The sequence below is a fragment of the Mesorhizobium sp. M1004 genome (genome assembly GCF_040318795.1).
GTDB lineage: Bacteria > Pseudomonadota > Alphaproteobacteria > Rhizobiales > Rhizobiaceae > Mesorhizobium.
In genome coordinates, this window is sequence record NZ_JAMYNB010000007.1 from 99288 (window position 1) to 126109 (window position 26822).

28 protein-coding genes and 3 pseudogenes are annotated in these 26822 nt (G+C 59.1%); 20 read left to right on the forward strand and 11 right to left on the reverse strand.

All coding sequences use genetic code 11. The annotated features are described in order from the left end of the window. Positions 1 to 39 precede the first annotated feature (39 nt). The gene (locus NKH54_RS16395; protein WP_023748070.1) at positions 40 to 1032 is read right to left on the reverse strand and encodes a YihY/virulence factor BrkB family protein; all 993 of its coding nucleotides are present in this window, start codon (positions 1030 to 1032) and stop codon (positions 40 to 42) included. Between the two features lie 192 nt (positions 1033 to 1224). Between NKH54_RS16395 and NKH54_RS16400 the strand changes: the two genes are divergently transcribed. The 3 genes from NKH54_RS16400 to ligD all read left to right on the forward strand — a co-directional run bounded on the left by NKH54_RS16400 (position 1225) and on the right by ligD (position 4544). After that, the gene (locus NKH54_RS16400; RefSeq protein ID WP_155921617.1) at positions 1225 to 1449 is read left to right on the forward strand and encodes a hypothetical protein; all 225 of its coding nucleotides are present in this window, start codon (positions 1225 to 1227) and stop codon (positions 1447 to 1449) included. Next, positions 1446 to 1739, forward strand: a complete 294-nt coding sequence (locus NKH54_RS16405; RefSeq protein WP_023687836.1) for a hypothetical protein — start codon at positions 1446 to 1448, stop codon at positions 1737 to 1739. Before NKH54_RS16400 ends, NKH54_RS16405 begins: the two co-directional genes overlap by 4 nt. Positions 1740 to 1901: 162 nt before the next feature. Then, positions 1902 to 4544, forward strand: a complete 2643-nt coding sequence (gene ligD / locus NKH54_RS16410; RefSeq protein WP_353028570.1) for a DNA ligase D — start codon at positions 1902 to 1904, stop codon at positions 4542 to 4544. Here ligD and NKH54_RS16415 read toward each other — a convergent pair. Together NKH54_RS16415 and NKH54_RS16420 are read right to left on the reverse strand one after the other, a co-directional pair. After that, complete coding sequence (locus NKH54_RS16415) at positions 4524 to 5408, reverse strand: alpha/beta fold hydrolase (protein ID WP_023736055.1); 885 nt, start codon at positions 5406 to 5408, stop codon at positions 4524 to 4526. The two genes, ligD and NKH54_RS16415, sit on opposite strands and share 21 nt — an antisense overlap. 174 nt (positions 5409 to 5582) lie before the next feature. Continuing rightward, positions 5583 to 6053, reverse strand: coding sequence for a GFA family protein (locus tag NKH54_RS16420; protein WP_023691407.1), 471 nt, complete (start codon positions 6051 to 6053; stop codon positions 5583 to 5585). A 192-nt stretch (positions 6054 to 6245) separates the two neighbouring features. Here NKH54_RS16420 and NKH54_RS16425 point away from each other — a divergent pair, with 192 nt between their 5' ends. The 3 genes from NKH54_RS16425 to NKH54_RS16435 all read left to right on the forward strand — a co-directional run bounded on the left by NKH54_RS16425 (position 6246) and on the right by NKH54_RS16435 (position 9268). Next, positions 6246 to 6470, forward strand: a complete 225-nt coding sequence (locus tag NKH54_RS16425; RefSeq protein ID WP_023668054.1) for a hypothetical protein — start codon at positions 6246 to 6248, stop codon at positions 6468 to 6470. Positions 6471 to 6761: 291 nt separating this feature from the next. Then, on the forward strand, positions 6762 to 8255 hold the full coding sequence (locus tag NKH54_RS16430; RefSeq protein ID WP_353028571.1) for an alpha,alpha-trehalose-phosphate synthase (UDP-forming): 1494 nt from the start codon (positions 6762 to 6764) through the stop codon (positions 8253 to 8255). Positions 8256 to 9004: 749 nt separating this feature from the next. Then, a complete protein-coding gene (locus NKH54_RS16435) occupies positions 9005 to 9268 on the forward strand; it encodes a hypothetical protein (RefSeq protein WP_023681159.1) in 264 nt (87 codons plus the stop codon). A gap of 220 nt (positions 9269 to 9488) precedes the next feature. Here NKH54_RS16435 and NKH54_RS16440 read toward each other — a convergent pair whose 3' ends face one another. Together NKH54_RS16440 and NKH54_RS16445 are read right to left on the reverse strand one after the other, a co-directional pair. Then, entirely contained in the window at positions 9489 to 9779 is a 291-nt protein-coding gene (locus tag NKH54_RS16440) for a hypothetical protein (protein ID WP_031247054.1), read from the reverse strand. A gap of 2 nt (positions 9780 to 9781) precedes the next feature. Next, positions 9782 to 10336: a response regulator gene (locus NKH54_RS16445; RefSeq protein ID WP_050588792.1), complete on the reverse strand. Its 555-nt coding sequence runs from the start codon at positions 10334 to 10336 to the stop codon at positions 9782 to 9784. 158 nt (positions 10337 to 10494) lie between these two features. Here NKH54_RS16445 and NKH54_RS16450 point away from each other — a divergent pair, with 158 nt between their 5' ends. Together NKH54_RS16450 and NKH54_RS16455 are read left to right on the forward strand one after the other, a co-directional pair. Next, positions 10495 to 13608, forward strand: a complete 3114-nt coding sequence (locus NKH54_RS16450) for a CheR family methyltransferase (RefSeq protein ID WP_023729494.1) — start codon at positions 10495 to 10497, stop codon at positions 13606 to 13608. Then, a complete protein-coding gene (locus NKH54_RS16455) occupies positions 13605 to 14021 on the forward strand; it encodes a response regulator (RefSeq protein ID WP_023700039.1) in 417 nt (138 codons plus the stop codon). The genes NKH54_RS16450 and NKH54_RS16455 overlap by 4 nt, the downstream gene beginning before the upstream one ends. Before the next feature lie 181 nt (positions 14022 to 14202). On the opposite strand, the gene NKH54_RS16460 is transcribed toward NKH54_RS16455, so the two are convergent. From NKH54_RS16460 to NKH54_RS16475, 4 genes and pseudogenes are all read right to left on the reverse strand, one after another. After that, complete coding sequence (locus tag NKH54_RS16460) at positions 14203 to 14448, reverse strand: hypothetical protein (RefSeq protein WP_023712187.1); 246 nt, start codon at positions 14446 to 14448, stop codon at positions 14203 to 14205. 90 nt (positions 14449 to 14538) lie between these two features. Continuing rightward, positions 14539 to 14941 (reverse strand): annotated as a pseudogene (locus NKH54_RS16465) (SDR family NAD(P)-dependent oxidoreductase); the annotation flags it as partial. Between the two features lie 264 nt (positions 14942 to 15205). Continuing rightward, positions 15206 to 15507, reverse strand: a pseudogene (locus NKH54_RS16470) (glutathione-dependent formaldehyde dehydrogenase); the annotation flags it as partial. A gap of 37 nt (positions 15508 to 15544) precedes the next feature. Then, the gene (locus NKH54_RS16475) at positions 15545 to 16342 is read right to left on the reverse strand and encodes an SDR family NAD(P)-dependent oxidoreductase (RefSeq protein WP_023696321.1); all 798 of its coding nucleotides are present in this window, start codon (positions 16340 to 16342) and stop codon (positions 15545 to 15547) included. 516 nt (positions 16343 to 16858) lie between these two features. Here NKH54_RS16475 and NKH54_RS16480 point away from each other — a divergent pair. The 5 genes from NKH54_RS16480 to NKH54_RS16500 all read left to right on the forward strand — a co-directional run bounded on the left by NKH54_RS16480 (position 16859) and on the right by NKH54_RS16500 (position 19494). Then, positions 16859 to 17320, forward strand: coding sequence for a hypothetical protein (locus tag NKH54_RS16480; RefSeq protein WP_352597037.1), 462 nt, complete (start codon positions 16859 to 16861; stop codon positions 17318 to 17320). Further along, positions 17317 to 18537 (forward strand): NRAMP family divalent metal transporter, encoded by a 1221-nt coding sequence (locus NKH54_RS16485; RefSeq protein ID WP_352597039.1) that lies wholly within the window; start codon positions 17317 to 17319, stop codon positions 18535 to 18537. The genes NKH54_RS16480 and NKH54_RS16485 overlap by 4 nt, the downstream gene beginning before the upstream one ends. Continuing rightward, the gene (locus tag NKH54_RS16490; RefSeq protein ID WP_023668067.1) at positions 18537 to 18896 is read left to right on the forward strand and encodes a hypothetical protein; all 360 of its coding nucleotides are present in this window, start codon (positions 18537 to 18539) and stop codon (positions 18894 to 18896) included. The genes NKH54_RS16485 and NKH54_RS16490 overlap by 1 nt, the downstream gene beginning before the upstream one ends. Positions 18897 to 18898: 2 nt before the next feature. Then, positions 18899 to 19231: a hypothetical protein gene (locus NKH54_RS16495; RefSeq protein ID WP_023681169.1), complete on the forward strand. Its 333-nt coding sequence runs from the start codon at positions 18899 to 18901 to the stop codon at positions 19229 to 19231. 113 nt (positions 19232 to 19344) lie between these two features. Continuing rightward, a complete protein-coding gene (locus NKH54_RS16500) occupies positions 19345 to 19494 on the forward strand; it encodes a hypothetical protein (RefSeq protein WP_023668069.1) in 150 nt (49 codons plus the stop codon). On the opposite strand, the pseudogene NKH54_RS16505 reads toward NKH54_RS16500, so the two are convergent. Beyond that, positions 19438 to 19887: pseudogene (locus tag NKH54_RS16505) on the reverse strand (GNAT family N-acetyltransferase); the annotation flags it as partial. The gene NKH54_RS16500 and the pseudogene NKH54_RS16505 overlap by 57 nt on opposite strands. 202 nt (positions 19888 to 20089) lie before the next feature. On the opposite strand from NKH54_RS16505, the gene NKH54_RS16510 reads away from it, so the two are divergent. The 5 genes from NKH54_RS16510 (at position 20090) to NKH54_RS16530 (ending at position 23923) form a co-directional block, all read left to right on the forward strand. Then, complete coding sequence (locus NKH54_RS16510; RefSeq protein ID WP_031201473.1) at positions 20090 to 20404, forward strand: hypothetical protein; 315 nt, start codon at positions 20090 to 20092, stop codon at positions 20402 to 20404. 634 nt (positions 20405 to 21038) lie between these two features. Then, complete coding sequence (locus NKH54_RS16515; RefSeq protein ID WP_031209115.1) at positions 21039 to 21449, forward strand: DUF427 domain-containing protein; 411 nt, start codon at positions 21039 to 21041, stop codon at positions 21447 to 21449. Between the two features lie 40 nt (positions 21450 to 21489). Beyond that, positions 21490 to 21909, forward strand: a complete 420-nt coding sequence (locus tag NKH54_RS16520) for an HD domain-containing protein (protein WP_023668074.1) — start codon at positions 21490 to 21492, stop codon at positions 21907 to 21909. 332 nt (positions 21910 to 22241) lie between these two features. Continuing rightward, the gene (locus NKH54_RS16525; protein WP_023668075.1) at positions 22242 to 22748 is read left to right on the forward strand and encodes a YciE/YciF ferroxidase family protein; all 507 of its coding nucleotides are present in this window, start codon (positions 22242 to 22244) and stop codon (positions 22746 to 22748) included. 128 nt (positions 22749 to 22876) lie between these two features. Then, the gene (locus tag NKH54_RS16530) at positions 22877 to 23923 is read left to right on the forward strand and encodes an ATP-dependent DNA ligase (protein ID WP_352668291.1); all 1047 of its coding nucleotides are present in this window, start codon (positions 22877 to 22879) and stop codon (positions 23921 to 23923) included. Between the two features lie 653 nt (positions 23924 to 24576). Here the strand turns inward: NKH54_RS16530 and ku are convergent. Continuing rightward, complete coding sequence (ku, locus tag NKH54_RS16535) at positions 24577 to 25566, reverse strand: non-homologous end joining protein Ku (RefSeq protein WP_502907537.1); 990 nt, start codon at positions 25564 to 25566, stop codon at positions 24577 to 24579. Here ku and NKH54_RS16540 point away from each other — a divergent pair. Continuing rightward, the gene (locus tag NKH54_RS16540) at positions 25559 to 26101 is read left to right on the forward strand and encodes a DUF6894 family protein (RefSeq protein ID WP_353028572.1); all 543 of its coding nucleotides are present in this window, start codon (positions 25559 to 25561) and stop codon (positions 26099 to 26101) included. The genes ku and NKH54_RS16540 overlap by 8 nt on opposite strands. 23 nt (positions 26102 to 26124) lie before the next feature. Then, positions 26125 to 26745, forward strand: a complete 621-nt coding sequence (locus NKH54_RS16545; protein ID WP_353028573.1) for a cysteine hydrolase family protein — start codon at positions 26125 to 26127, stop codon at positions 26743 to 26745. The last annotated feature ends 77 nt before the right edge of the window (positions 26746 to 26822 follow it).

A 26822-nucleotide genomic window follows, 5' to 3' on the forward strand; every position in this document is an offset into this window, starting at 1 on the left:
CGGGTTGCGTTCCAAAGAAACAGAATTGGTGGGAAGCAGCTAAGATCGCCGCGATGGCCAGACCCGTGTCGCCACGAAGGTCAGCAAACCCGTGATCACAATCCAGGCTTGCACCTCGCGTTGGATAGTTGGCCCAGGGTTCGATGTCTGTCGCGACGGGCTCTCTGCCTCCACTATCGGTTGAAGGTCGGACCGACTGCCGAGACGGACGGAATAGGCCCGCGTGAACTCGGCGCCGAGCAGGAAGATCTCAGACGAATAGTAAACCCAAAGCAGCACGACCAGCAGTGCACCCGCCGCGCCATAGGAGGATGCGATCGCGCTGGTTCCGATATACCAGCCAATCAGCGACTTGCCGATGGTGAAGAGCAAAGCGGTCACTGCCGCGCCAATTGCGACATCGCGCCAAGCGAGCGACCGGTCCGGCAGGATCTTGAAGATCGCGGCAAACAGAGCGGAAATCAGCACGAATGATACAATGCCGTTTATCGACGCGAGAATGATCGTGCCGAACGGCAGATGGGCGTTGATGACAGCGCCAAGCGCGGAAATGGCGGCACTCGCCGCCAACGACACAAGCAGTAGAAATCCCAACGCTGCAACCAGACCCAGGCTGGCCGCCCGCGCCCGCACCAATCGCGACACAGACATGGGTGGTGGGTCAATCTTCCAGATTGTGTTGAGCGAAAGCTGCATTTCGCCAAACACCCCGGAGGCTGTCACGAAGAGGGTGACGATGCCCACCAAGGTGGCAACAGTGCCGGCGGTTCTGTGAGAAGCGCTTTCGATGGTGCTGCGCAGAAGGTCGCCGGTTTGCGATCCCATCACGCCTGCGATTTCGGCCGACAGAGCGAGTTGAGCTGCTTCATGCCCAAAGACAAGTCCAGCAATCGCAACAACGATCAACAAGATCGGGGCCAGGGACGTAACGGCATAGAATGCCATCGCCGCACCGTGGCTGAGGGCATTGTCGTTGATGAATCCGAGGATGCTCTCCTTGCCAAGAACCCAGGCTTCGCGTGCCACCCGCATGGGGAATTCCTTTTGCCTCAACGAGGAACCTAGTGCTGTGGGCAACGAAAGCGAGACCTGCCGCCAGTGCGCGAGGCGTGACTGCCGAGACACGCCCGCTTGTCTCTGCACCACGCCCAGAAATGTTCCATGCGGCGCCGGAACTCGCCGGGCTCGTAATGGTTATCGGTCATCCGATTGGAGTGATCAAAAATGCCTGATAATGAAAACCGTCGCGAGACCGGCGCAACGAAGTACCCGGCTAGAACAGGTCCTGATCCTTCGGATGCGTTCTCTCAGGATGCGGCCGGCAACAAGAAACCCAAAAGTGGGGTCGGTCTGACGCGGCCAGTCAATGAGGTGGATGACAAGACGCACCAATCCGATGGCCAGAACGCCCCGGCGAGGCCGGGCGGCGGAAACACGGTCAAGCCATGAACGTTGCCAATCTTCAGCTTGAAGGGTTGATGATGGCGGTCGCGTCAATCAACAACCTGCTCGTTCACAAAGGCCTGCTGTCAATTGACGAGATCGATACCGCCCTGCGAAAGGCAGAGGCGTCCATGACAGGTGACGAGCGGACCTACGAAGACATGTCACCGGCCAACCGTGACGCGATCTGCTTCCCGATCCGGCTTCTGCAGATCGCAAACAACGCGCAAGGCGAACTGGACATCCCACCATTTTCAGAGCTTGCAAAAATGGTTGGGCAAACCAAGGAACCTTAACGTCAGCGGTGACGACACCTGTAGTATCCTTGAAGGCCTCATTTGACGCCGATGCCGCTCTGAAGCGGAAAAGCAGCATCGGCGTCGTCTCAGCTATGAACCGAACCAAATCTCACCCACTGCGTTGAGTCCCGGCGTTGCGTCATTAGTCGGGGCACTTCCATGAAAACGGGCGAGCTTTCCACCTATCGGGCCAAAAGGGATTTCGCGAAGACGAAAGAGCCCAGCGGCGAAAGCTCGATTGCGGGTTCGAATCGACTTCGGTTTGTCATCCAAAAACACGCGGCCACGCGGCTGCACTATGATCTTCGCCTCGAGCTTGGCGGGGTCTTCAAATCATGGGCTGTGACCAAAGGTCCATCACTGGATCCTCACGACAAACGACTTGCCGTGGAGGTTGAGGATCACCCGCTGGAGTACGGCGACTTCGAAGGCACGATTCCCAAAGGACAATATGGTGGCGGCACGGTGCAGTTGTGGGATCGCGGATATTGGGAACCGGAAGGCGCCATGTCTCCCGAAAAGGCGTTGGAAAAAGGCGACCTGAAATTCACGCTGCAGGGCAAGCGCCTGCATGGAAGTTTCGTCCTCGTGCGCATGAAGCATGACCGCAATGGCGGGAAGCGGACCAACTGGCTGCTGATAAAACACCGCGACAAATACGCGACAGAGGGCAATGGCGATGCGGTGCTGGCTCAGGATCGATCCGTCGCCTCGGGTCGGAGCATGGAGAGGATTGCAGCGGGGAAGGGGGCAGGTCCGAAGCCGTTCATGATGAAAGGTTCATCGTTGGCCGATGCGGATGCCGTTTGGGACAGCAAGCGCGGCCATGCCGACAAGCGCGCCGCCAAGTCGGCAAAGCCTGCTCCGCGGCCGAAGCGAGCCGCTGGTGCCTCAGCGGCGAAGATGCCCGACTTCATCCCACCACAGCTTTGCGCAACGCTTTCCCGGCCGCCGGCCGGGACGAACTGGGTTCACGAAATCAAGTTTGACGGTTATCGCGTCCAGTTGCGCGTGGAAGACAAGGACATCGCGCTTAGGACCCGCAAGGGTCTTGACTGGACGGAGAAATTTGGCGCCGTCGCAAAGGAGGCCGCCAGTCTTCCCAACGTCATCATCGACGGCGAGATCGTAGCGCTTGGCGAGAACGGCGCGCCCGATTTTGCCGCACTGCAGGCGGCGCTGTCGGAGCGCCGGACGAAGGACCTGATCTACTTTGCTTTTGACCTGCTCTTCGCAAATGGCGTCGATCTGCGAAAGATGCCTCTCTCACAACGGAAGGAACGTCTGAGCGAGATGCTCGGCGAAGTCGATCGCGGCGCGCAAAATCTCATCCGCTATGTCGAGCACTTCAGCAATGGCGGCGACGCGGTGCTGCGTTCTGCCTGTCGCCTGTCGCTTGAGGGGATTGTCTCCAAGAGGGCCGATGCAACCTATGTTTCGGGGAGGACCGACACCTGGGCCAAATCGAAATGCCGCGCCGGGCATGAGGTGGTCATCGGCGGCTGGTCGACGACCAACGGCAAATTCCGGTCATTGCTCGTCGGCGTCAATCGCGGTGAACATTTCGCCTATATCGGCCGTGTGGGGACCGGATTCAGCGAGGCAAAGGTCAAGCAGCTGATGCCCAGGCTGCAGGAGATGAAAGCCGCGACGTCGCCGTTTACCGGCGATGGCGCACCGAAAAGGAATTCAACCGTCTTCTGGACGAAGCCGGAATTGGTCGCGGAAATCGAGTTCGCCGGCTGGACCGGGGGTGGCAATATCCGGCAGGCCGCCTTCAAAGGCCTGCGTGAAGACAAGCCCGCAAAAGACGTCGAGGCCGAGCGTCCAGCTGATCCTCAAGAGACGCCGATTGCCGACCCTGCCAAGGTGACTGGCAAGACAGGAAAAAGCCCGGTTGTCATGGGCGTCATCATTTCCAAGCCGGACAAGCCGCTTTGGCCGAATGCCGGCGACGGTCAGCCCGTCGACAAGCTCGATCTTGCAGAATATTTCGAGACCGTTGGCCCCTGGATGATCAGACATATCAAAGGTCGTCCCTGTTCACTCGTGCGCGCGCCGGATGGCTACGCCGGCGAGCAGTTTTTCCAGCGCCACGCAATGCCAGGCACATCCAATCTGCTGGAACTGGTAAAAGTCTTCGGCGATCACAAACCGTATCTGCAAATCGACCGCGTCGAGGGTCTGGCCGCGATCGCCCAGATAGGCGGCCTTGAGCTTCACCCCTGGAATTGCCAGCCGGGTCATCCCGAAATACCTGGCCGACTTGTCTTCGACCTTGACCCCGGTCCGGAAGTCCCTTTTGCGAAGGTGGTCGCGGCAGCCAAGGAAATGCGCGATCGTCTCGAAGATCTGGGCCTGGTGAGCTTCTGCAAAACCACGGGGGGCAAAGGCTTGCATGTCGTGACGCCATTGGCGGCCGAACGCAGCAAGACGACATGGGCCGAGGCCAAGGCCTTCGCAAAGGCCGTCTGCATCCAGATGGCGGCAGATAGCCCGGATCTCTACCTCGTCAACATGGCCAAGAAGCTGCGGACATCCCGGATTTTTCTCGACTATCTCAGGAATGATCGCATGGCGACAGCCGTCGCCCCTCTCTCCCCTCGCGCCAGGGAAGGCGCGACTGTATCCATGCCGCTGACCTGGAGTCAGGTGAAGGCGGATCTCGATCCGAAAAAATACACCGTTCGCACGGTTCCGGGCCACCTGAAAAAGACCGTCGCCTGGGCCGACTACGACGATGGCGAACGGTCGATCAGCATCGCCATCAAACGGATCGGTTCAGCAAAGCTCGCCGCATGACGACGTCGGTTCGCGCAAGAACGCCATGACAGCTGCGGCTACCGCCTCGGCTGCTTCTTCGGCCATATGATGTCCGCTTTCGATCGGTTGGCCCTTCAGTTCGGTGGTCCAGGGTCGCCAAACATCGAGCACGTTGCCGTAGAGTGCCTCAAGGTCATCGCGGGCGGACCAGAGCGCCAAGGTCGGGCACGCGACCCGGCGACCAGCTTTCCTGTCATCGATATCGTGCAATTGATCGATGGCCAGACCTGCCCGATAGTCTTCAAGCATGCCGTGAACAACATTCGGATCGTGGATTGCGTCCTTGTAGTCGACATAGGCCTCAGCCCCCATGGACTCGGCTGAGCCGCCATACCACGCGTCAGGATCGGCCATGATTGCGCGTTCGGGCTTGTCCGGCTGTGCAAAAAAGAACCAGTGCCACCAGAGCTTCGCAAAGCGGGCGTCGCAGCGTTCGAGGGCTTCCAGGATAGGGACGCTATCCATGACGATCAGATGGCTGATCGCTGACGGGTGATCCATCGCTGCTCGGAACGCTGTGTAGCTGCCGCGGTCATGGCCTGCGATCGCAAACCGGCCAAAGCCGAGATGTCGCATGAGAGCGATGCAGTCCCTGGCCTTGGCACGCTTGGAGGATCCAGCATGGTCTACGGCGTCCGCCGGTACCGAGGACCGGCCAAAGCCCCTCAGATCGGGGCAGACAACTGTGTGGTCGGCGGCGAGAAGTGGGGCTACCCGGTGCCAGGTAACGTGCGTCCGAGGATGGCCATGCAGCAAAAGAAGCGGCGGGCCTGAACCTCCATACCTGACTCTCAGTGAGGACTCGGGCAGATCCACGGTCTCTAGCTTGAATCCTTCAAACATCCGCTTCTTTGTCGTCAGACTGTGAAAACAAGTCCCGCATGTCCATCTTCAACCCACCCCGGTGAAATTGGTTTCGGGCATTTGTCCGTTTGGACATTTCTCTCATTCCAATGGTTCGGCCGCCGTTCAGGATCCGCCAGCCCTGGCGCTGACGCCCGGATCCAGCCTCCTGCCTCACCGGTCTCTGGGATTGCCCTGGGTGGGGTCGCGCGCCCGGGTGTAGCCCTCGACGCGAGGCAAACCGTCATCCATCCTGATAAACGGCAGCCGCATTTCCCAATAGGCTTGAGCTTGGGGATGGAACTTCTCGGGCGCGTCCATGAATCCGATCGAGATGTAGAACTCGTTTGGCAAGCCTTCATCGGTGTACCCAATCGAGGTGCCACATTCCGAACAGAAGGAGCGCACGACGCCCCTGGTTTTCGAGAATGTTTTTGGTTTTGGGCCGAGCCAATGGACCTGATCTGGACGATAGCCAATCCAGATCGTCAGTGGGCTGCCGATCGCTCGTCGGCAGTCATCGTCGTGGTCGAAACAAATCCAAAAGGGATCGCCACTGAATTCAGCTGTGATGGCTCCGCAAAAGCAATGCCCTCGATCAATCCGGGCCGGTTTTCTGATCGTCGTTCGTGGTTTGTCGTCCATGGTAGTCTTCCGGCCAGCTTGGTGGCGTAACGCCGCGAACGGCAAGCAGTTCCTTTGGACGTCACAGAGCCGCAGATGCGCGCAACTTGCACGTTGCTCGTCAATATCATTTGAGGCAGATCAGGCCTTAGTTTGTTGGGAACATTTTTTCAGGTCCGCACTTTGTTCGCCGTCTGACCAAAGGAGGCGACCTTGAAAACACGACGCATCGACAGGGAAAAGATCGAGAGGGCGGATCGAGAAGCCAAGTTGCTGTTGGAAGCGGAGCGGCATGCCAGGGAAGCCAAGACGGCGCGGCTTAGAGAACAGCGACAGTTGTTGGAGGCATCGATAGCGCAGACCCCGCCGGCGCCCGTAGCCGCAAAGCAGCCGCCCCGCCAACGAAAGCCGACGCGCAAGGTAATCGAGGTGGACTGACCGTTTGGTCAGTTGGGGCTTTTGCCAAGGTGGGGAGTTGATATGACAGGGCAGGGGATCCGGCAGCATGAATACCAAAGCGGTAAGTCCGGCCGTCGCCAAAGCGGCTGCTCGGCGTGCTGGATCGGGGTCTCATCACCGGTGCGTCCGACGACGATCCTGCGAGAGCCGCTGAAAAAGGCGCCGAGCGGGCCGAGAATGTGATCCAGCGAGTCCGGCTGGACACTTACGTCGGGAACAATCGCACGCGCGGACCGTTCCCCAAGCGATCTTCACGCTCAGGATTTGCTCTTGTTGCAGCGACCGGATGAAATTTTCAACGAGGCCTCGCAAACGGTTGGTGATCCCCTTGAGCGCGACGCCTTAGGTGGGGAGGCTGAGCTAACTGGCGATCGCGCCATCCCGCGTCGTCTGGTTGTCGTCTCGAACAGGCTGGGGAACATTCGCGATCTGTCGCAAGCCGGCGGACTTGCTGTAGGCATCGGGGATGCGTTGGCCGAGCGTGGAGGCCTGTGGCTAGGAGCAAGCGCTGAGTATCAGGACTACGCCGCGAGCGACGAACCGCTGATCCGCTTGGAACGCGTGGGAAAGATCGAGACGGCTGCGCTTACCCTGCCCTATGAGGAGTATTCGCTCTATTACAATGGCTATGCCAACAGCACGCTGTGGCCGCTTTTTCATTACCGACTCGACCTGGTGAACCACCGGGCAGAGTTTCTACACGCCTACCGGCAGATCAATGCGCGGTTCGCGAAGGCGCTCGCAGGACTGCTGTCGGGCAACGACGACCTGGTGTGGGTTCACGACTACCACCTTATCCCCTTGGCCGCCCAGTTGCGGCGGCTGGGAGTCCGGAATCGGATCGGTTTCTTTCTTCACATACCGTTCCCGCCGCCTGACCTGTTTGTAGCCACGCCCGACCATGAAGAACTCATCGATGACCTGCTTCAATATGAGGTCGTGGGGTTCCAGACCGAAACGGACGTGGGGAATTTCCGGCGCTCAGTGCAGGCGGCCAACTCCATTACTTTTGATATCAATGGTTCGGCTGAGATGAACGGCCGCACGGTGTTGTCGAGGTGTTTTCCGATCGGCATCGACGTCGATTCAATCGCACGCATGGCCAATGAGGCGGCGGAGGATGTGCAGATCGATTCCATGCGCCGCCAGATTCTGGGTCTCAAGCAAATCATCGGCGTCGATCGACTGGACTACTCCAAGGGTCTTCCCGGCCGCATGCAGGCTTTCGCGCGTCTTTTGGAAAGGCATCCGGAACACGAGCGGGCGGCAACCTATTTGCAGATTGCGTCGCCGACGCGCGAGGAGGTCAGCGCCTATGCCGACATCAGGGCCCAGCTTGAAGCAACCGCCGGCGCGGTCAACGGAAGATACGCGGATTTGGCTTGGACCCCGATCCGCTACATCCACCGTGCCGTATCACGCTCTCGGCTTGCTGGCCTGTTGCGCGCTAGCCAGGTCGGATTGGTCACACCCCTGCGTGACGGAATGAACCTCGTAGCCAAGGAATACATAGCCGCGCAGGACGAAGCCGACCCCGGAGTGCTGATTTTGTCGCGTTTTGCAGGTGCGGCCGAAGAACTTGCCGAATCCTTGATCGTGAACCCGTATGCGGTCGACGAGGTTGCCGATGCGATCGCAAAAGCGCTCGCGATGCCGCTTGAGGAAAGAATTGCAAGGCATAGTGCACTGCTCAAGCGCATCAGGCGCAATGACGCAGCAGAATGGCGGCGGTCATTTCTCGCCACGCTCGCGGGCGAGAACTAGCGCCTGGCATCGATGCCTGAATCCGTCCGTGTGTCACGCGTCCCACACGGTCATAGCCCGGCCATAACCCGGCTTGCCTAGCAGTTCGAAGGCCTTGAAGCTGATCATGTACCTTGTCAGCCCGCATCAGAAACTTTTCGCTCGTTGCCGGAAGCGCGATAGCCCGCCTCAATCGGTGGACTATCGAAGGTTCCACGGAACACACCGCCGGTCCGGTCGTTTGGGCTCTGATAGGAGATCTGCGATGACAAGGAACCCCACGCGAAAGGACAGTGATCTCTCTGAAAAAGAGGCAATCAAGTTGGCCGAAGTCACCGACGTGTCACCCGGGCAGGCCAAAGAGCTTGCAGCCGAGCACGGCAAAGACGGCGCCAAGAAGGAAGCAAGAAATTACAAGGCGGAGGGCTGACTATGGCGGCCAGTGGATCCGCAAACGACAGAGACGCACGAGCCACCCTCTACGCACAAGGAGTAATGGAAGCCGAGCGTAAAGCGCGGGAAGAGAAAACGGCGCGATTGCGCAAAGCCCGTTTGGCGCATGAGGCGGTCAATCCGCCTGCACCCGAGCGGAAACCGGCAGTGCCGGAAACGCCAAAGCGGGTCGCCAAACCAGGCAGCCGAAAAGCTGGAGAAGATTAGCTTCAGCTTTCTTCAGCTGTGCCGGTGGCCGGCGCCGGGGAAGAGCAGACCGTGCGGTCGATCTGCACGATAAATTTGTACTTCATCGAATGACACAAAGGAGTCCAGTGATGACGGAGCATGTGTCCCGGAAGGAAGAACAGCGTGGCACCCGAAATGTACTCGGGTGGGGCGTCGTCATTGCGGCTGTGATCTTCGTCGCCCTGCTAGCCTTCTTTGTGTTCATACCCCTTTCAGGCGGATCGTGGCAGACATCGCCAGTAAAGCGCACCCCGGAACAGAACCAAGGCGGCAATGCCCCCGCCGAGACATCACCCGCGCCCGGCGTTAAAAAGAACCCGCAAGAAAATACCGAGATGCCAGGGCAGCAGTGATCGACCTTGGGCTGCGACCCAAGTCGGCTCTGATTTTCCAGGTCGTCTCATCGGCGCCATGATGGGATCAGGGCTTCTGGGGGCAGAACGGCTGAGCTATTGAGACTGGGCTTTCGCCCACATCGAGCGCTGAAAGATTACCGCAGCAGGGGTCTGGCGAACGAGGCGATGACGCCATCGTGGAGCTCGAGGCAAATCAAGATGCCTAGCTGCAGGCCGTTCAGTTGGGATTTTTCAGCTGCTTTGACAACAGCAGTTGCTGCTGCAGCTCAAGGGCGAGTTTCAACAGCCGTTCAGGTGTTTCCTCTTCCGCGATTTCGTCGAGCAGCGCTGCGAGTGCGTCGCCCTCAACAGGATCGCGAAATGAGTCAGGTTTGGTTTGCGGAGGTTTGGCCACGAGGATTTCTAGCAGGAATGCGGCCGTATTTGCAAGACGAAGCGAAGCGCTCTTGGGGAAGGGTACCGTGGCGGGGGCGGTCGACAGGGCGGCCTGCGGCAAACTATCGGACAATCTTAATTCATGATTCCAGACCTGTCGTTGCGGAGCACCTCCTCCATGAGTGTATTGAGCCATTCGCTCAAGGGAAGGTCATGCCGCGTCGACAACCGCTCCTCCAGCGCCGCCTTCAATGTCCGTTCGACGAGGCGATCGGCCGCTTGTGGGTCGCCTAACAACAGCCGGGCGGACAGCCTCAGTTTTGGAAGAGCGCGGAAAACATTGTCTTCACCAAGCGCTGTTGACTGCGCGGCGAGGATCCCGGCAACCGTCCTGAACCCGGCCGGCTTGGAGAGGTTTTGGGTGTACCGGAACCGCTCCGGTAGGGTGATCTGATCGTTTCCGGAGAAGAATACGAACGGGATGCCTCTGTCCGTCAGCTCATCGGCGAGGGGAAAAACAGTCTCACCGTTGAGGTCGATGTCCAGCACCGCCCCATCCGCTGAATCGATATATCGTCGAGCCCGGCTGACTGACGACACCGGCCCCAAAACGGTCGCCCCACAATCGCTGAAATAGGAGGCAAGTTCGCTTGCCAGCAAGAATTCGTCCTCGACGAGCAGAATTCGCATGCCTAATAACATAGCAGCCCTCCGGGCTTTAAACGGCGGTCGCGTCCATCGGTTCCGTGGCTATCGGCGGTGCGGGATGGGAATTCGACCAGGAACGGTTTACACATTGGATCGAAATCAGCGCTGCCGCGTTGCATTTCACTGAAGCAGGACAATTGATGCAAAAGCTGCCGAGGTTCCCCATAGTCGGTATTGGCGCCTCTGCGGGCGGCATTGCCGCCATGGAGGGATTTTTTCGCGGGATGCCGTCTTCGAGCGGGATGGCGTTCGTGATCGTCACGCATCTCAGCCCCGAACGGGAAAGTCTGCTGCACGAAGTGATTGCGCTTTACACCGGAATTCCGGTTCGTGTCGCTGAAGATGGAATGGGTATCCATCCTGACACCGTCTACGTGATGCCGCACAACGCGATCCTCACCATCGAAAATTCCAGCCTAAAGCTGCGCCAACCGAATTCCGTGTCCAGGGAGCGCAAGCCCATCGATATCTTTTTCAGCGCGCTGGCCGAGGATCAGGGCGAATACGCCGTCGGCGTCGTCCTGTCGGGCGGCGATTCCGACGGTACGTTGGGCATCAAGGCAATCAAGGAGAATGGCGGCCTGACGCTGGCGCAACTCTCCGACGAGTCGGGTCCGAGCAATCCCGACATGCCGCGCAGCGCGATCAGTTCCGGTCTGATCGATATCGCCATCCCAGCCGATGAGATGGGTGCGAAACTCATGGAATTTGCCCACAGCTTTGAACTGCTCGACGAGCTTGAAGCTGACGATGGCAAGGCCAGTGCTTTGAAACTCCGCAAGGGCCAGGAGGAAATCTACGCGATCCTGCGCAGCCATTCGGGACATGATTTCTCGGGCTACAAGGCCAAGACGTTCTTGCGTCGCGTCAGGCGACGCATGCAAATAACGCAGAACACCGCGATCGATGCCTATATAGAGTTGCTTCGTTCAAATGCGGAGGAAGTGCGGTCGCTGTTTCGCGACCTGCTGATCAACGTGACAAATTTCTTCCGCGACACGGACGCTTTCAAGACCCTGGAAGAAACCGTCATCCCCAAACTTTTCGAAGGCAAGGACGCCAACGATACGATCCGCGTCTGGGTGCCCGGCTGCGCAACCGGCGAGGAAGTCTTCTCGATCGGAATGCTGATGCGCGAGCATATGGATACACTTTCGGCTGTGCCGCGCATCCAGATTTTCGCCACGGACATCGATGACGCGGCGCTGGGCATCGCACGTTCGGCGCGCTATCCGGAGTCATTGCTTGCGGGCGTTTCGCCTGGACGTCGCGAACGCTTCTTCAGCAATGACGGCACAAGTTTCATCTTGAGCAAGAGCGTACGTGATCTCTGCATCTTCTCGGCGCACAGCGTCATCCGCGATCCACCCTTCTCGCGCATGGACATGGTGTCGTGCCGGAACCTCCTGATCTATTTCGGCCCCGATGTGCAAAAGCAGGTTATTCCGACCTTCCACTATTCGCTGAAGCCCGGTGGCTATCTGTTCCTTGGCACCTCCGAAAGCATAAGCCAGCATGCCGACCTGTTTGCACCGGTCGACAAGAAACAACGGATCTTCAAGGCACGAGAACATTCGGCGCCGCCGCGGCTGCCGATCTTGTTGAATGCTGCGCCTGCAACCAACTTTTCCAGCGCCAATGACACACATGCCCGCCGCGGCTTGTCTTATTCCCTAAGGCAAACCGTTGAAGCGCAGGTTCTCGAACGCTTCGCTCCGGCTCACGTCGTCGTCAATGGTGATGGAGATGTCGTCTATTACTCGGTCCGAACCGGCAAATATCTCGAGCCGCCGCAAGGGGTGCCGAGCAGACAATTGCTCACAATGGCACGCAGCGGCCTGCGTCTGGAATTGCGCGGCGCTTTGCGGGAAGCCGCCGAGGGCCGGCGCACGGTTGTGCGCGAAGCGATAGCCATTGAAGAAGATGAAGATCGTGTCCAATTCGTCACATTGACGATCGAGCCCTTGACTGATCGCGGCAGCGGCGAGCCGCTGTTTCTCGTCCTGTTCGAGCCGGTGGGCCAGCCGCAGCCGCGGCTGGAGGCTCTAAAGGTTCGACAGCCGGTGGCATCTGGGATTGCTGATTTCGAACGCGAGCTCCGCGATACGCGCGAGCGCCTGCAATCGACGATCGAAGAATATGAGACCGCGTTGGAGGAGTTGAAATCTTCCAATGAGGAACTCGTCTCGGTCAACGAAGAAGCCCAGTCCTCCAATGAGGAGCTCGAGGCCTCCAAGGAAGAAATGCAGTCCCTCAATGAGGAATTGAACACCATCAATGCCGAACTGGTTTCCAAGATCGAGGATCTCGATCGTGCCAACAGCGATCTGAAGAACCTGTTCGAGAGCACACAGATCGCGACTGTTTTTCTCGATACCAAGCTGGTTATCCGCAGCTTCACGCCGGCGGCGTCTTCGTTCTTCAACTTGCTGCCGACCGACATCGGAAGACCGCTGACCGATCTTGCCAGCCGGCTCGATTATCCGCACCTGCGCGACCATATCGCGCAGGTTTTCAGGGCCGGCGAGATGATCGAGCACCAGCTACCGCGCGATAGCAACGGCATCCACTATCTCGTGCGGCTGATCCCCTACCGCGACAGCGCGCGGAAAATCCAGGGCGTGGTGGTGACCTTTGTCGATGTGACGACCATGGCTGAAGCCGAAGCCCACCAGCGGGTATTGATCTCGGAACTCAACCATCGGGTCAAGAACATGCTGGCTGTTACGGTCAGCATTGCCAGTCAGACCCTGAAAAATGCTCCCTCTTCGGAGGCTTTCGCCGAAGCGCTCATCGGTCGCCTGCGCGCCATGGCGCGGGCCTACGGAGTGCTCTCGCGCGAAAGCTGGAAAGAGGTCTCGGTCGAGGAAATCGTGCGGCAGGAAGTCGAGCCGTTCGGGCTGGAACGCATCAACACCACAGGCGAGGACATTCGGCTCAAGCCTCAGCAGGGCCTGTCGCTTGGCATGGTGATCCATGAACTTGCCACCAATGCTGGAAAATATGGCGCCTTGTCCGTGCCAAACGGCGTGGTGTCCGTGACTTGGTCGGCGTCGGATCACGGTTTTCAGCTCGAATGGTTAGAAAGCGGCGGTCCCGCTGTCAGTCCGCCTGAGAAGACGGGATTTGGTCTTTCGCTGGTGAAAGGCGAAATTGAGTATCGGCTTGGCGGAAATTTTGAAACATCTTTCGGTTCCGATGGTTTGAGCTTGCGGATTGAGTTTCCGTTCGATCATCGGGAGAGCGAAACGTGACTGCATCTCGTATCCTTGTCGTCGAAGATGAATGGCTGGTCGCGGAGGAGCACCGCGCAATTCTGGAAGAGGCCGGCTTCGCCATCGCCGGGCCAGTGCCGTCCGTTGCTCGCGCGAAAAAGCTGATCGAGAGTGAAGTCATATCTGCCGCGGTCCTGGACATTGGTCTCGGCGGCGAGACCAGCGCTGCCCTTGTCCCTCTTCTAGCGCAACGCGGAATTCCGTTTGTTTTCGTCAGTGGGTACACGGCATCCGACATCCCGCAGGATTTGCGTCATCACAAGATGCTGTCAAAACCCGTGTGGGCTGCCGCGCTGGTCGAGGCCGTGCGAAATATGCTCGGTGTTCAACCGACAGCTTTGGCAAGACACCAGGACAGCGGAACGGTGCCAACCCAACGAGAAGCCCGATAACTGCACAAAGACACTGGTTTTTCACCAGATATGAGACGACATTCGGGTCCAGGCCCGAGCCGGCGTCGCCGGCAAGTGCCTGCGATCCGGCCGGCACGATTGGCATGCTCGCGGTCTGGCGTACTCCAGCGCTGGGCGAAAGTTCGCCACCGCGCGACGATTGGTCAGCCGTGTGAGCCTATCAAACAACGGGCAGTTCGCCCTCGGTTTTCCTCGCGTCGAATAGGACGCCAAGGCCGTAAGTGACGGCGCCAGCGGCAATCATCTCTGCCAACGCTGCGCTCGACACCGGGCAATGCGGCATGACAGCCTTGATCGCGAGTTCGGCATTCGCGATCGACACGAAATCGTGCCGTCGCTTACGGGTCTCCAGATATTGTTCGATCAACATCTGCAGTCGCCTTCTTTCTATTTCATCGCCGGCCATTGGTTCCTCCTGTAGACGGTCTGAAAGCCCACCACGCCTAAGGAGCGGTGGCCTTGGCGCCCCTTTTTGAGGACCGTGGACTCTAGTGAGGCGGGCAGCGTTGCTGACCAGGATGTCGAGACCGCCGAGGGGCGTTGCTGCTTCATCGACCAGCTTTCTGCAAAAGGCCTCATTGCGGATATCGCCGGCAAGCCTTTTGACCTGCCGCTTTTATTAGGTCCACCAGTTCGTCGGCGTCTTCCTGTTCTTCGGGGAGGTAGCCGAAAGCAACGTCCGCACGCTCGCGCGCGAATGCAATCGCCGCCGCACGACCGGTTCCGGAATCGCCGCCGGTTATCAGCGCTTTGCGACCGGCAAGCCTGCCTGATCCCTTGTAGGTCGTTTCGCCGTGATCCGGGCGCGGCACCATCTTGCTGGCCAAACCCGGCCACTTCTGTTCCTGTGGCTTGAACGGCGGCTGGTGATATTGCGTCACCGGATTCTGTTTGAGCATCGGGCTCGCAGGGCCTGCTTTAGCAGGCACTGTTCCCGTATCGGCTGACGCCGTGGAAGCATAAGCGGCGAGAATTCCTCCCGCCATGCTTCCAGCGACAAGTCTACGCGCTGCGTCTGGTACATTGTCATGCTGGTCATGGTTCATCATGGGCTCGCTTTGACGGCAGGTGACCATTACGGAAGTGGCACCTAACCGGCCGTCGACGCGAATGTTCCCTTGTGATTGCAGTGAGGTGTGGTCGCCTTGCCCGTCTCGGCCGTGAGGCCGCATCACCACTTTGACACAACCTCCTGATTGTCGCGAAACGTCTTGTAGAGATCCGGCCCTGCTTTCAGATCGGTCCGGTGGGTAATCACAAGGAGCGGTCGATTGCGCCGTTCTGGACCATGGCCAATAAAGGTTCCAGGTAGCGTTGCGTATGCGTCTGGCCCATCCGGAAAGCCGGTCCCTTATTCATTGCCGCCAAACGGGATGTGATCGACCAGACCAACATAGACGCCGGGAACCGAGATGGTGCCGCCCCTGCGGCAGCGATAGATTGCCTCGCGCAGCACATGCGGCCTTGGGAATGCCAGCCCTTTTGATGACGCGAATATTGGCTCAGTCGCTGGACGCCGACCCCGGCTCGGCCATCCTACGGTGCTGTTCGGCCAAGGTGCCTGCCGGCGTGACATGCGCGGCGGCGACCTGCAGCTTGTTTTTCCAACCGCTGACGACCTGTTCATCACCGGCCATCATCGCCTCGTAACCCGTCTTGGCGACATCGGCCGGATTGTCCTTTTCATCGGAGCCGACCTTGGTATCCATCATTTCAGCGCGCTCGAAGAATCGCGTCTGCGTGGGGCCAGGCATCAGCACGGTGACCGTCACGCCGCTATCTTTCAGCTCATGGCGGAGCGCGATCGAGAAGGAATCGATGAACGCCTTCGTGCCGTTGTAGACGGCCTGGAATGTTCCGGGCATGAAGCCGGCGATCGACCCGGTGAACAGGATGCGTCCGCGACCTCGCCGGGCCATCTTGGCGCCGAGTTCATGCGCCAGATAGACCGTTCCGGTGACATTGGTGTCGATGATCCGGCGGACTTTTCGCCAGTCCTGGTCGACGAAGCCGTTGCCGAGCCCGCGTCCCGCATTGAGAAACAACAGGTCGATATCGCGATCGCCGATCTGGGAGATCAACCGATCGGCGCCCTCGACGGTCGCCAGATCGGCCTCAATGGCTTCGACCGTTACATTGTGGGTTTCAAGTGCCTCTGCCGCCTGCCGGATAGCCGGCTCGTCGGCGGCGATGATCAGGTCGTAACCGTCTTTAGCGCACAGCTTTGCGAGTTCCCTTCCGATGCCACTCGAGGCGCCGGTCACCACAGCGAGTTTGGCGTCCGTCATCATATCCTCCATCTTCGTGCCATCGGAACCACGAGTGGGCACAATTGTTCCGCGGCGTTTGGGCTGGATTGATCGTGCGCTGTCATGACGGTCAGGCGACGGTCGTCGTCGCGGTCCTCGCGCGCATTCATGGATGGGCCGTTGCGACAAAAACCGTTCTACGCCATGAGAACTCGCCATGGCCTACCTTCAAAAAGGCCCCCCAAACGCATGGATTGAGTACTCAGAACGGATCAGTTGAAGTTGGAACAAGTGGCCCGGTTGGAAGTTCGAACCGTGCAGCGTTGTTGCCCTCCCATGTTGATGCTGCGCGATCGGGTCATCCCCTCAGCCCGATCTGCCCGCGCTTCTCCGCGCCAAAGAGAAGCGCGGGCCCCCCTCTTTTAACGGCTGTCCGGGATGGAGCGTTTTGTTACGTTGGACTAGCCGACCTCACAGGCTCGTCGTCGGTTTCGTTTGACGAGCTCTCCGAGCGCTCTAGATCATTGATGCCGGACGCAGTTGGTTCGGGCCGGGGAGGAAATCCGCGTGGCGCATCCAACGCGCGCTGTACCCCATAACGACCGTCATTTTCCGGTTGGCTGCCTGTGCTTGCTTCTGATGCTAGCCGGGTTGGCCGGATGCTCGTCTTCCAATCAGGTGGCGCAGCAATCACGAACAGCGGCCTCCGCGGCACAGACCGTATCGATGGTACTGGATGCCTGGGTGGAGGGAGCGGCACCGTCCGCCTATGCCACGGCCGCACTGCACTCGGTCGGAAAAACGCTGGCCGATGTCGAGGCGCAAATTCGATCGGCCGAGACCGCTGAACCAGCCGGGCGAGCTGGACTGACGGCAGCAGTCAACAGTTTGTCGGTGGCGGTGGCGCATGCCGAGGCTGGATTGCGGGTGAACAATCGCACTGAGGTGAAAAGCGCACAACAGGATCTTCGGGCGGCCATGCGCTCGCTCGCCGCCGCTTACACCAGCGCTTTCGGACCAAAGCCGTGAAGAAGCTTCTGGAAATATCGCTTGGCGTCGTCACCAGTGTCGGAGGTTTCCTCGAAGTCGGGTCGATGGCTACGGCGGCGCAGGCGGGTGCCGCCTTCCGATTCCAGCTGATCTGGGCCATAGTTCTCGGCACCATATGCATCATCTTTTTGGTTGAAATGGCCGGTCGGTTCGCGGCGATGAGCCATCACACGATCTCAGAGGGCATTCGTGAAAGGTTTGGGTTCAACGTCTTCCTATGGCCGTTGCTCGTCGTCCTTCTCGTCAATTTCATGGTGCTGTCCGCTGAGATCGGCGGTGTGGCCATCGCACTCGAACTTGCCACCGGCATAGGCTTCCAGTGGTGGGCACTGCCGGTGGCGTTGCTGGCATGGCTGCTGCTGTGGAAAGGCACGTTTGGCTTTATCGAGAAAGGCATTTCGGTCCTCGGCCTCGTGACGCTGTGCTTCGTGGTTGGTGCGGTGATGTTAAAGCCCGACTGGACAGCGGTCGCTGGCAGCGCCGTGCCCTCGCTGCCGGCTCACGATGCCATCAATTACTGGTTCATGGCGGCCAGCATTCTCGGCGCCTCGATATCGCCTTATCTTTTCATGTTCTATTCCTCGGGAGCTATCGAGGACAAATGGGATGAAAGCCACCTGGGAGCCAATCGTGCCATCGCCGGGCTGGGCATGACCTTCGGTGGGACCATTTCGATCGGCGTGTTGATCGTCGCTGCTCTCGTTCTCGCGACGCGCGGCATCGACCAGGTGGACGACTATCACCAACTGCCGTTGATGCTGATCCCTATATTCGGCTTCTGGGGGTTCGTTCTATTCGTTGCCTCGCTCGCCATTGCCTGTTTCGGCGCCGCACTCGAAGTAGGGTTGCAACAGGCATATCTGGTGGCACAGGGCTTTGGCTGGACCTGGGGCGAGGATCGCAAGCCGCGCGATGATCCGGGCTTCAGTGCCGTCTATACGGCATCATTGTTTTTGGCCGCCATTCCGATCATGCTTGGCCTCGACCCACTGAGGCTGACCATCTTTTCCATGGCGGTAACGGCGGCGAGCCTTCCGCTGACGGTAGTTCCATTTCTCTTCCTGCTGAATGACGAACGCTATGTCGGCGAACATCGCAACGGCATCATTTCGAATGCCGCCGTTGTCTTCATTATCGCGCTTGCCTTCGTGCTCGCCGTGGTGACGATTCCGCTGCAGATATTCGGAGGCACATGATGGAATTGATGCGTGATCTCCTGGACAAGCAGGTGTTCGACCGCCGGCGGGTCAAGATCGGCAAGGTCGACGGAGTGGTGGCCGAGTTGCGGCGGGGCAAACCACCAAGGATTGTCGCGATAGAACTCGGCTCCATCACTTTGGCGCGCCGCCTTGGCGCGCGGCCCGGGGAATGGATGGCGCAACTGGCGACGAGGGTGGGTGGCAAACGCCACGCCGAGCCACACAGGATTGCGTGGAAAAAGGTGCAGGACAACGGGCTCGACATCGAATGTGACATCGAGGTGGGCGAGACGTCGATTTTCGCCTGGCAGGACTGGTTGCGCGATCATGTCATCGGGCGCATCCCAGGAGCGTGATGATGAGGACAGTCAACCTCGAACATCTTGCCGGGCGACGCGTGCTCTCGCAGCGTGGAAAGAGCATCGGTCACATCGAAGAGATTCTCGCCGAACAGCGTGGCGACGAGCTCGTCGTTACTGAATTCCACGTTGGCATCTACGCCGCGTTCGAGCGTCTGTCGGCTTCGACCATCGGCATCGCGATGCTCGACCTGTTTCGGCTGCGCCGTCGCGACGGCCTGTACCGCATTCCCTGGGATAAACTCGATATCTCCGATCCGGCGCGACCGCGGCTGCTATGCCCGATGACCGAGCTTCCCGGATGGAAAGGGCAAAAGGACCTTCGGGAGTAGATGGCTACGGCTGGGAGGGCTAAGGCGCCGGCGTTTTGCCGGCGAACAGCCGTTCGTGCAGATGGCGCCTCCGCAAAGATTACTGCAGGTTTCTTGCGAAGGAAGATGCGGGCATGTCCTGGAATAACGAATTCGACTTTGCCGAATTCCTCAAACCCATGAAGCCGGTAAAATTGAGGCGCCTGGAAACTGCTCGTCTCGACGACGGCTCTCTTGCATCCGCGCCTAATGGCTTCCTCCTCAATCGCCATAAGAAGCTGTGATCCATAGGATCGGCCACGCAATTTGTCAGGCAAGAAGAACATGTCGAGAAACAGGAGCCCCAGTTCCGTTCTGCCCCAAATTCCACCCCAGATCTTTCCCGAGGGGTCGGTAAGCTCCGCGCCGATCACTGCCCGGTCATCGATTCCGGTTTGTTCGATGTTGTGTCGATAGAGCGCAGCGGCCGCCTGCGTTCGTGCATCCCCGTTGTGAGCCAGAGCGATTGTAAATCCTTCGGATCGAGCCGGCATGCGTTCTGCTCCTGCGTCGGAATGGTCTTGAGATTCAACCGTCAGACTAACATCAAGGCGGCCGGTTCGCTCGCAGCTCTGATCGCCGCTTCTGTTGTAACCCGTCTTGCCCACATTCCGCATCGCGATCCGCGTCGGATGCATGCAGCCGCGCCCAACATATCGCTTTGGTGTTGAACAAAGCCCATCCTGCCCTTGTCAGGTCTCATCACAATTCGTGCGACGTCAAGAGTGTCCACCTCGACGAAGGCTGCTGCGGATCACAATCCATTACGCCGGGAACAATGAGAAAAACCTGTCGTTGGGAAAGCGATCGCAATTCGGCGATTCAAACACGGAGACTCCAATGTTGAAGAAAATTCTAGCCGCGTCGGTGCTAACTATTGCCTTGGCCGGTTCCGCCTTGGCGCAGACAAATGGAACGGGTGCTGGCGGCACGGCTGGCACGGGTAATGGAACTGGTACTGGAACTGTTGGCAGCGGCGGCGCCGCTGGCACTGGCAGCGGGAATGCGGCCGTGCCAACCGATCCGAATTCCACAAACTCGACTACAAAATCGAACGGCATGACCGACCGTTGCAAGGACGCCGCAGGCAATGACATCGATAACAACACTGCAAGTGGCGCAACGACCTCGACCGTGCAAAATTGCAACAAGTAGTCGATGGACCTAGCGGCTTCGGCCGCCCGAAGGCCCGCCATCAAGACAATGGCGGGCCTCCGAATACGTGCCTCGCATGCTGCCTGGATACATAGGAGCACATGTGTCCAAAGAGACCCGGCGGGCCAAACTCGATCGCTTAGCAGCCTCGATTCCGAAGCACGAATTCGAATTCCTAATGAAGATTGCAAAGCTAAGCCGTCATGACCTACTTGGCCTGATCGCTAAACACGATGGCGGCAGGGGCAAGGTCTATAGGGACCTTGCGGCCCACTTGGCAGCAACTCAGGCCGCCCCGGAGCCCGTGCGTGAGGCGGCAGCTGACGACGGCCAAACAGCTGGAGCATCTCCTGCCAGGAACTCGCCCGCCGGCAAGTAGCGGCGAAGATCATTTCGGTGCCAGCCCTGACGCTCCACGGAAGCGACCACCGTGTCGTCTTCCAAAGTCTTCGAATGGGTTGGACGAGCATTTCACCGCGCCTTACCGACGAGTACTGCTGGATACGGCAACCGATAGGCGCTTTAAGTCCGGCTGCAATTCAGGTTCATCGGACATGCCGGAACCTGAAGCGCCGCCGCGCATTTCGTCTCCAAGCATGACCGATCTTGCGGTAATCGCCAGGGAGAAATCCAAATGCAAACTTCAGGCGCAACTTCACAGCAAAACCTTGGCCGATTGGCCATAGAACCGTTTTCCGGCACGGTGACGGTGCGGTTTTCCGACGCCATCGTCGCAGCTACGGAGCGGGCGAAGGTCCTGCGTGAAGACGGGCACGAGCCCGTTTTCTATATCCCCTTCGAGGACATCTATTTCGATCTTTTCGAAAAGACCGACACCACCACCCGGTGCCCGCTTAAAGGCACCGCAAGCTACTGGCGTGTCCACGCCGTCGGCAGTTCTTCCGACGATTTCATGTGGGCCTACGAAACGCCCGATGCGGCCGCTCTGGCTATTGCAGGTCACGCCGCTTTCGATCCGGAAAAGGCCCGTATCGATGTCGACCCTGCCGAGGACAAGCGACACACGCCACATATCGTCGAATAGGTTTCATCAGGCAGAGACAATCACGGTAACGACAGGCGCGATGAGCAGTTTCTACCAGGCGGCAAAGATTGCGGAGGAGGTTCACGCGTCGCAGCGCGATAAGACCGGGCGGCCCTACATCGAGCATTGCCGCCGTGTCGTCGACGCTGTCGAGACAATCGATCAGAAGACTGTTGCCTACCTTCATGACGTTCTGGAGAAAGGCGAAGGCTGGACCCGCGCCAAGCTCGAAGAAGCAGGCTTCGGACCGACAATTGCCGCGGCGGTCGATGCCATGTCGCGCAGGCCGGATGAGGAGTATTTCGCCTTTGTCCGGCGGGCTGCGTCGAACCCAGTGGCGCTCCCCGTAAAACGCGCCGATCTGGAGGACAACATCTGGCAGTCGAGGCAGGTCGGAGCGTCGGCGGCCAAATATGAAGAGGGCCTTCGCATACCTGACCAAGAGTTCTCCCGACAATAGTGCGCGCCCGACGCTGGCATTGCATCTGCCGAGGCAGCCATCGCCTGCGAGAGCTTGCGGCGCACAGCACGTTTCGGCTCTCCTGGCCGTCAGTTTTTCCGCGCCGGCGTGCGCCTGGGGGTCGTCGTCTGGACCATGGAACGTGTGATCGGGTCAAAGCTCCTCCGGAGATGGATCGCAGCGTCTCGAAAAGGAGTAACGGCCCGGCTCGGAATCAGGAACTCCTCCGGCACCGGCGCGTTGACCAGCAAGCCGGGACGAGTTCCCGGCCTCCGCGGGTGGCGGGCAAGCCGCCGCCAAACCCGAACTTCTGCACAATGAAAGGTAAGGCCATGGGCTTCTTTTCGAAGGACATCAAGACACTCGACGATCTCTTCGTGCACACGCTGCGCGACATCTATTACGCCGAAAAGCAGATCGAGAAAGCGCTGCCGAAGATGATCGGCAAGGCAACCGATCCGCAATTGAAGGCCGGATTCGAAAAACACCTCGAGCAGACCAAAGGCCATATCGAGCGCGTCGAACAGGTGTTCGAATTGCATGGCGTCAAGGCCAAGGAGGTCAACTGCCCGGCGATAGACGGCATTCTCGAAGAAGCCGACGATGTGAGCGGCGACGTTGACGACAAGGAGGTCCTAGACGCGGCACTGATAGCGTCGGCGCAGGCGGTCGAACATTATGAGATGACCAGATATGGCACGCTCATCGCCTGGGCCAAGCAGCTTGGCCGCAGCGACTGCGCCAACGTGTTGGCCAAGAACCTGAAAGAAGAGCAGGCGACCGATCGCAAGCTCACCGAAATGGCGGAAAGCAAGATCAACATGCAGGCTGCCGAGTAGACCGTCCGAGGTCATGATGAGATCTGGTTGAAATCTCATCATGACCTAACCCTGTTGAAGCATGATTTTTCCAAAACCGGCACCAGTGCTGCGTTGAGTCGATCTCCATCGTTGTCCACGGAACTTTCATGACGGGCGAATCTGCCATCTCTCGCGATCTGCCGACGAGTGTAAAATCGTCTTTCGGCGTGGCGTTGAGCACGGCGCCGATGGAAGCAAAGGCTGCCGACACGTTGCCGGCCGATGCTGGCCGATGGCAATACGAACCCAAATGGGACGGGTTCCGCTGCCTGGCCTTTAAAGCCGGCGCGGCCGTGGAGTTGCGTGCAAAATCCGGCAAGCCGTTAGGGCGGTATTTCCCGGAAGTCGTCGCGATGTTGCATGAACTGAAAACAAAAGAGTTCGTGGTCGATGGTGAGATCGTCATCGAAATTGCAGGCTCTCTTTCTTTCGACGCCTTGCAGATGCGGCTGCATCCGGCGGAAAGCAGGATCCGGAAACTGTCGGTCGCGACGCCGGCAAAGCTGATCCTCTTTGACATGTTGGCGACCTCCGAGGGCGCCTTGATGCAGCAGCCGCTCTCGGTTCGGCGCGCTGCACTCGAACTGTTCGTGAAGTCGGCCGGGCGAAAGGATCTCGAACTGTCTCGGGCAACGCGTGATTTGGCGGCGGCAGGCAGATGGCTTGGCCAATCCGGACAAGGTTCGACCGACGGGGTCGTTGCCAAGCTTCTCGATGATGAATATCGGCCCGGCGAGCGCGCCATGGTCAAAGTCAAGCGCCTGCGCACGGCCGATTGTGTCGTCGGAGGGTTCCGCTACCTGGCGAATTCGCGTGAAGTCGGCTCCCTGTTGCTTGGCCTGTACAATGACCAGGGGCAACTCGACCATGTCGGGTTCACTTCGACGATTGCCCGGGAGGACAGGGCCAAGCTTACGCGACAACTTGAAGCTTTGCGATCGGCTCCTGGCTTCGCGGGAAAAGCGCCGGGCGGTCCCAGTCGGTGGAGCACGGAAAGAAGCGGACAATGGGAGCCATTGCGGCCCGAACTGGTGGCGGAGGTGCGGTTCGATCATGTCACCGGCGATCGTTTCCGTCATGGCACCAAATTTCTGCGATGGCGTCCTGACAAAAGCCCGAAGCAATGCACGTTCGAACAGATACTTGGAAAATGAGGCTTGGCGAAGCGTCGATAGGTCCACACTATCGAGACCAAATCCGTCAAGCATTCGGCGCAGCCAAATCCAGTCGCATTTCACTGGCGATCATGAACCCGGCGCCGAGATAAACGCCTTTGCAGGAGGATGCCGGACCAAACCCGTTGTTCAGTCTGTCACCACGCCTCGCTTTGGCGGATCACGGTTCTCGTCCGGATTAGGAACTGGCACTTCGTCGGGAAGAAGATCCGGCTCAGGCTCGCGTATGTCCGGCGTCCACGTCGGCGCATCCACTGGCGGCTCTTCGGTTGGCTCTGGTTTGGGGGGCACATCTATTCTCCGGGTTTCGCTTGGGCGTGGGTTCGGCCGCCACAGGTCGCGCGTCGCCGCGTCTGGAGGCGAAAGGGTCTTTTCACACCCCATGTATTTTTACCGATGGCCGGCGGTCCTGGGGCTTGTCGGCGCTCGATCAGAGTCCTGCGTTCCGGCTCCTTTGAGCGCAATGTTGGCATCCGCTGCATCTGGCTCTTTGAGGACTGCCCTGTCGACGTTCTTGATCTCGGCCGTAAGGCATCGTCCTTGGTGGCCAACGGGCAACCGCGAGAATTGTTCCAAACGATTTAGGGGCGGCTGGGGCTGCTGTGCGGACCTTCTGGCTGGGCAGTTATCAACTATGCTGTCTTGCGTTTCGGTGAGGCTCTCTTTGTGGATCTCGCCAGCCCTTCCTGTTTGAGGCTCTTCTTCAGCACCTCAGCGAGGTTGATGACATTCTCCTGTGGCCTTGGTGCGGGCTTCGGCAGCTTCTTGCCTTTGCGCTTTGCATCGATCATGGCGATCAGCGCGTCTTCATAGGTGTCTTCAAATTTCGAGGGATCGAAGGTCGTCACTTTTTTGTCAATAAGCATGCCGGCGATTTCGAGCAGATCGGGGTCGTATTTCTGCTTGGCCAATCCATCGAACACAGTGCTTTCCGAAACCATTTCGTTGTGGTTGCGAAGCTCGGTCATCACCATCCCCTTGCCATAGGGCTGAATCAGCACTTCGCGGCCGCGCTGGTAGAGCACCACGCAGGATCGAGCGGCCACGCCCTTGTTCTTCATGGCATCGCGGATCACTCCGTATGCTTCGATTGCGGCGCCGTCGGCCGGGATCAGATAGTAGGGCTTCTCGAGATAGCGCGTATCGATATCGTCAATCGATACGAATTCGCCGACTTCGAGCGTGTGCTTCGACGTCAGCTTCAACGCCTTTATGTCGTCAGGTTCGATCTGGAGAAATTCGTCCTTTTCGATCTCGAAACCCTTCACCTGATCCGCTGCATCCACCAGCTTTCCGGTCTCCTCGTCGGCGTAGACGCTCCTGACCGGCAGACCGTCCTTGCGGTTCAAAATCTTGAAATGGATCTTGGATGCTTCGCTGGTTGCGCCGACAATCTTCACGCCGCAAGTAACCGAACCAACCTTCAAGAAGCCCTTCCAGGCAGCACGTGGCGCGGCCATTTTGCGCTTATCCCGTTTCCAGCTAGAGCAACGCGTTTCCGTTCGAATTGTTCCTGCGGCGGGGGCTCGGTGCACCGTGAATGTCCGGTGGGGAAGTCCTGTCAGTCTCGACAGCCGGGCCGGCGCCTGCATCCGCAGGAACCGAAAGCGCACCATGAACATTGTCAGACACGGGCAGGAGAGTGTCATGCAAGTCGTTCGGACCGAAGTGGTGAATGCCAGGGCGCCAGACGGGCAGTCGGTTCGCCGGGTGATATTTTGCGGCGAGGGCGGCGACTGCGTTACGGTGGACATGGCAAACGTCGGGATACAAGCTGAAGATGACGTGCTTGCCCGCGCAAAGGCAATCCTGGTCCAGACAGCGACCTTTGATCTCGCAGCCAATGAATATGACGCGAGCAGCAACGGCAATTTCGACCAGGTCGAGATAACCTCTGCAAGCGATGGCGCCGGCGACGTATATGTCTTTGAGTATCGCGATGGCGAAACCAGCCGACGCATACCGCCGTCGAGGATGGCGAGCCTTGAGGCGGCCCGGTCCGAAGCTATCCGCTGCGCAATCGATCTTCTCGCCGACCTGCAGCCTGGCACGGACGCTCTGTCCGGCTGGCTTGTGAGGGTATCCAACGAAAACGGTGAATTGCTTTACACTGTTGATGTGGCTGAGGCCGATGCAGCGCGGCAGGCAGGCCAGTAACCCAAACCCGACGGAATCCACCAGTGGCCGCCCAAGGATTGATTCACGGACCAATAGGCGACGATGGCCTGCATCTGTGCGTCGACATGCAGCGCCTGTTTGCGCCGGGTGGACCTTGGCCCGTGCCGTGGGCTGAAAAGGTGGTCCCGGCGATCGAAGAACTGGTCGCCAGACATGCCAGCCGTACCCTGTTCACGCGCTTCATTCCTGCCGCCCGCCCGGGCGAGGCGCCGGGAATGTGGGCAAACTACTATCGTCGGTGGGCGGAGGTAACCCTTTCCAACATCGATCCGCGCCTGATCGAGCTGATGCCTCAACTTGCACGATTTGTACCGCCGGCGACGGTGGTCGACAAACACGTCTATTCGCCCTGGACCGAGGGGCGGCTCGACGCGCTGCTGAGTGGCTCCGGCGTGCGTGCGCTCGTGATCACGGGTGGCGAAACCGACGTTTGCGTTCTCGCGACTGTGCTTGGCGCCATCGATCGTGGCTTTCGCGTCATTCTCGTCACCGATGCCATCTGCAGCTCTGCCGACCGGACCCATGACGCACTGATGGAAGTCTACCATTCCCGCTTCAGTGAGCAGATTGAGGCGGCCAGCATGGCGGAGGTGTTGGAGTGTTGGCCACAACTCACTCGCTGATCTGGGGGGCTTCAAGTGAAAGGGCCGACAATCGTCATTCTGGTCGGGCGGACTGTTTCAGTTGGCGGACGGCTACA

What these genes read in the sequence shown, in the direction of transcription:
- NKH54_RS16395 (WP_023748070.1), bottom strand. Translation starts at nt 1,032, where the DNA reads ATGCGGGTGGCACGCGAAGCCTGGGTTCTTGGCAAGGAGAGCATCCTC.
- NKH54_RS16400 (WP_155921617.1), top strand. Translation starts at nt 1,225, where the DNA reads ATGCCTGATAATGAAAACCGTCGCGAGACCGGCGCAACGAAGTACCCG.
- NKH54_RS16405 (WP_023687836.1), top strand. Translation starts at nt 1,446, where the DNA reads ATGAACGTTGCCAATCTTCAGCTTGAAGGGTTGATGATGGCGGTCGCG.
- ligD (WP_353028570.1), top strand. Translation starts at nt 1,902, where the DNA reads ATGAAAACGGGCGAGCTTTCCACCTATCGGGCCAAAAGGGATTTCGCG.
- NKH54_RS16415 (WP_023736055.1), bottom strand. Translation starts at nt 5,408, where the DNA reads ATGTTTGAAGGATTCAAGCTAGAGACCGTGGATCTGCCCGAGTCCTCA.
- NKH54_RS16420 (WP_023691407.1), bottom strand. Translation starts at nt 6,053, where the DNA reads ATGGACGACAAACCACGAACGACGATCAGAAAACCGGCCCGGATTGAT.
- NKH54_RS16435 (WP_023681159.1), top strand. Translation starts at nt 9,005, where the DNA reads ATGACGGAGCATGTGTCCCGGAAGGAAGAACAGCGTGGCACCCGAAAT.
- NKH54_RS16445 (WP_050588792.1), bottom strand. Translation starts at nt 10,336, where the DNA reads ATGCGAATTCTGCTCGTCGAGGACGAATTCTTGCTGGCAAGCGAACTT.
- NKH54_RS16450 (WP_023729494.1), top strand. Translation starts at nt 10,495, where the DNA reads ATGCAAAAGCTGCCGAGGTTCCCCATAGTCGGTATTGGCGCCTCTGCG.
- NKH54_RS16460 (WP_023712187.1), bottom strand. Translation starts at nt 14,448, where the DNA reads ATGGCCGGCGATGAAATAGAAAGAAGGCGACTGCAGATGTTGATCGAA.
- NKH54_RS16475 (WP_023696321.1), bottom strand. Translation starts at nt 16,342, where the DNA reads ATGGAGGATATGATGACGGACGCCAAACTCGCTGTGGTGACCGGCGCC.
- NKH54_RS16490 (WP_023668067.1), top strand. Translation starts at nt 18,537, where the DNA reads ATGGAATTGATGCGTGATCTCCTGGACAAGCAGGTGTTCGACCGCCGG.
- NKH54_RS16495 (WP_023681169.1), top strand. Translation starts at nt 18,899, where the DNA reads ATGAGGACAGTCAACCTCGAACATCTTGCCGGGCGACGCGTGCTCTCG.
- NKH54_RS16500 (WP_023668069.1), top strand. Translation starts at nt 19,345, where the DNA reads ATGTCCTGGAATAACGAATTCGACTTTGCCGAATTCCTCAAACCCATG.
- NKH54_RS16510 (WP_031201473.1), top strand. Translation starts at nt 20,090, where the DNA reads ATGTTGAAGAAAATTCTAGCCGCGTCGGTGCTAACTATTGCCTTGGCC.
- NKH54_RS16515 (WP_031209115.1), top strand. Translation starts at nt 21,039, where the DNA reads ATGCAAACTTCAGGCGCAACTTCACAGCAAAACCTTGGCCGATTGGCC.
- NKH54_RS16520 (WP_023668074.1), top strand. Translation starts at nt 21,490, where the DNA reads ATGAGCAGTTTCTACCAGGCGGCAAAGATTGCGGAGGAGGTTCACGCG.
- NKH54_RS16525 (WP_023668075.1), top strand. Translation starts at nt 22,242, where the DNA reads ATGGGCTTCTTTTCGAAGGACATCAAGACACTCGACGATCTCTTCGTG.
- NKH54_RS16530 (WP_352668291.1), top strand. Translation starts at nt 22,877, where the DNA reads ATGACGGGCGAATCTGCCATCTCTCGCGATCTGCCGACGAGTGTAAAA.
- NKH54_RS16540 (WP_353028572.1), top strand. Translation starts at nt 25,559, where the DNA reads ATGAACATTGTCAGACACGGGCAGGAGAGTGTCATGCAAGTCGTTCGG.
- ku (WP_502907537.1), bottom strand. Translation starts at nt 25,566, where the DNA reads ATGTTCATGGTGCGCTTTCGGTTCCTGCGGATGCAGGCGCCGGCCCGG.